Origin of the sequence: Salinivibrio sp. IB872 (genome assembly GCF_001995345.1) — a bacterium.
GTDB lineage: Bacteria > Pseudomonadota > Gammaproteobacteria > Enterobacterales > Vibrionaceae > Salinivibrio > Salinivibrio proteolyticus.
Window position 1 is genome coordinate 1 of the sequence record NZ_MUFO01000090.1, and the last position, 2,620, is coordinate 2,620.

At 47.8% G+C, this 2,620-nt stretch carries 4 protein-coding genes; 1 reads left to right on the forward strand and 3 read right to left on the reverse strand.

What is annotated here, in order from left to right:
* Both BZJ18_RS16845 and BZJ18_RS16850 read right to left on the reverse strand, forming a co-directional pair.
* The coding region (locus BZJ18_RS16845; RefSeq protein ID WP_131825298.1) for a transposase DNA-binding-containing protein at positions 1–91 on the reverse strand (91 nt) is incomplete at its 3' end.
* 135 nt (positions 92–226) lie between these two features.
* On the reverse strand, positions 227–481 hold the full coding sequence (locus tag BZJ18_RS16850; protein ID WP_077458500.1) for a hypothetical protein: 255 nt from the start codon (positions 479–481) through the stop codon (positions 227–229).
* Between the two features lie 745 nt (positions 482–1,226).
* Here BZJ18_RS16850 and BZJ18_RS16855 point away from each other — a divergent pair.
* The gene (locus tag BZJ18_RS16855; protein WP_338013076.1) at positions 1,227–1,403 is read left to right on the forward strand and encodes a helix-turn-helix domain-containing protein; all 177 of its coding nucleotides are present in this window, start codon (positions 1,227–1,229) and stop codon (positions 1,401–1,403) included.
* On the opposite strand, the gene BZJ18_RS16860 is transcribed toward BZJ18_RS16855, so the two are convergent.
* Positions 1,396–2,373, reverse strand: a complete 978-nt coding sequence (locus tag BZJ18_RS16860; protein WP_198532268.1) for an Abi family protein — start codon at positions 2,371–2,373, stop codon at positions 1,396–1,398. The two genes, BZJ18_RS16855 and BZJ18_RS16860, sit on opposite strands and share 8 nt — an antisense overlap.
* Positions 2,374–2,620 lie beyond the last annotated feature (247 nt).

A 2,620-nucleotide genomic window follows, 5' to 3' on the forward strand; every position in this document is an offset into this window, starting at 1 on the left:
GTTTAACCAGACGCTTGGTTCGGCGGCTATCACCTAATTCGGTATGGTAGAAGGTATCCTTGGCCCATTGCTCAGCATCTGTTGAAAACATAGTCACTTACCTCAACTTATGATTTTTTGTTGAGATCAGTCAGGCAGATAAAGGTTCAAAAAAAATCCCTCGATTCTCATCGAGGGATTTGTGTAGGAAAGCCAGGCAGAAACGGGCTTTATCCTCAAGCGACCACTAAATGCGTGGATCATTATCCGCCATCTGTACGGGTAACGTCTGAATAGGCGCTTCACACAGGTACCAATAATGAAAATCACCATTTGGTGGAACACCAATTGGCTCTTCACGCATAATCATAAGGCCATGATTCATCAACTTTTTGTTGATAGTTCGTATCGCATTAGAGGGGTTTGAAATATCAGTCACCATCCTGATTTGATGGGTATTGATAAGAGGGGTGTCAGCGACGGCTACGAAGACCTTAGCCATTTTGGTTTCTCTGGAGCCTTGATAGAAGAGCCAAGATAAGCGTGCTATTTCAGCGCTACCTAAAGACACGGGAGCCGTGTGTAACGACCGAAGTCGCGGTTTCGAATAATTCATAATTTAAGATTTCCGTATTAAATACAAATTTATACCCAAAAAAGCGACATTTTGGCATAAAGCCGCTATTTCAGTATCTAACGTGACTTTTAGGTCACAAAAAGCATACTAACAAAAACCAAACATAACACAAATACCCCGCCCAAAAAAAATGGGCAGGGTGTCTGCTGTGTTTCTTCAAGTTATGCCTGCTCGAAGAACACTTTTTAATACGGAAAACGTAAAGTAACTTTACAAGGTCGAATGTAAGGCCTGTCGACAGGGGTGTCAAACTGTCACCCCCCTGTACTTTTATTGACCACCATTCGTGGTGAAACCATTGGTTTTCTACCACAGAAAGTGACTAAAACGCTTCTCACGGCGTTTTTTAGCAACCGAGCAAGGAGTTAAGCTAACTTAACTCTTATCTCTTTACACAGGGCGCAAAAAGGCGCAATAAAATATTTATTTTATAAATGATTTTTTTGTGACTTACCGCACAGGATACTTATATACAGTAGAAAACCGGTCATACCCTGTATCTTCTGTCCTATGAAAAACCTCCCAACCCACCCACACGGAAAAACCAACACCGCGAAGGAAAATAGAGGCATATGGCCAATTCACCCGCCGCGCCCGACAGCAACAAGGCATTGCCGCCGCCAAACAAGCCGGCAAATACAAAAGGCGCCAACCCGATAGCGAACGTCACCAAAAAGTGCACCGCTACCGAGAAATGGGAATGAGCTTAAAAGAAGTGGCCGACGCGACCGGCTACAGCCGATCGCAAGTGTGTCGGATTTTGGCGAAGGACTCGACGATTACCTGAAAAACAATGGTTCATTTTCCCAGTCGGCAGGGAAGCCCATCGACGGCATAAAACGCTTAGCCACTGGATAACGCTCAAATAAGTCAACCAATGCGGGGCCCAATGGAGCGTCATAGCCCAAGCCGTTATAAAGCTGTTGGACGGCAGCCAGCACCGTGTAAAGGCGGTTCAGTTGGTCTTCTTCGCGCTTGGTTGGATCCGAGCGGGTACGCACTAACGCCACATCGGGAGACAAAATACGCTTAATCCCTGTAGGTGCCGGTAAGTTGCGGTTAAATAGGCGTGAGTGATGCGCACAGTGGTTGCGTACTTGGTGAATAGCATCCACCCAAGCGCACAAGGTTTGGTACTTTTCGACATTCAAGGTTTTCGCAAAGCGGTTCATCTTTAGTGCATTCACCTGATCGCTTTGCAAACTGCGCATCAGCTTAGAGACATTACCGAATGTCATCAGCTCAATAGCGACCCAGCCCGGGGGCAGATCGCGAAAGAACGGGCAATAGTCGTTGTAATACTTGCTGCGATAATGCTCAGCGAACTGCTCTTTGGAGTCTTTGAACATATCCCGTACACGACTGACTGTTTTGACCTGCTCGCCGTTTTCCTTAAATAAAGCCGAATCCAGATACCAGAAGCGATTCTTGGTTTGCTTGGTCATCCACTCCTCAAAACCAGAGCGGATCCCCACTTCTACTTTACCCACCACATCAAACACCAAATTACGTAGCGCTTCATCAAACTGATAAAGGGCATAGCATTGCTCGAACGTGGTGCCGGTTTGATAACGACGAGGGTGGGAGAGCGACTCAGAGAACGGCAGCAAGTACGCTTTAAATCGGTAGTAACTGCACCGTTTAAGTACCCGAGCGGCAAAATCACGATCAGCAACGGTGATCCCTTGGGCAACCAGCTTATCGCACAGCTCAGCAGCACTCATATAAGGCTTGTTATAAGGCACGCGCGCAGACAAAACGGACATCCTTGAGGCAAAAAAAAAGCTTCCACTCTTACGGGCGGCGTGCGCACCTGGAGGAAGCCATTGATAACTTGATTATGTGGGCGACGCGGGCCGTTGTCAACAGATACCAGCCCCACCACGACCAGCCCGCCGCGCCCCGCCGGAAATAGTCAATGGTAACGCGAGGGTGAGCTAAGGCACGAACGCAAAACCGAGCACCCAAGGCCCACAATCAAAGAAGCGGGGCGCAGCCTGGGCG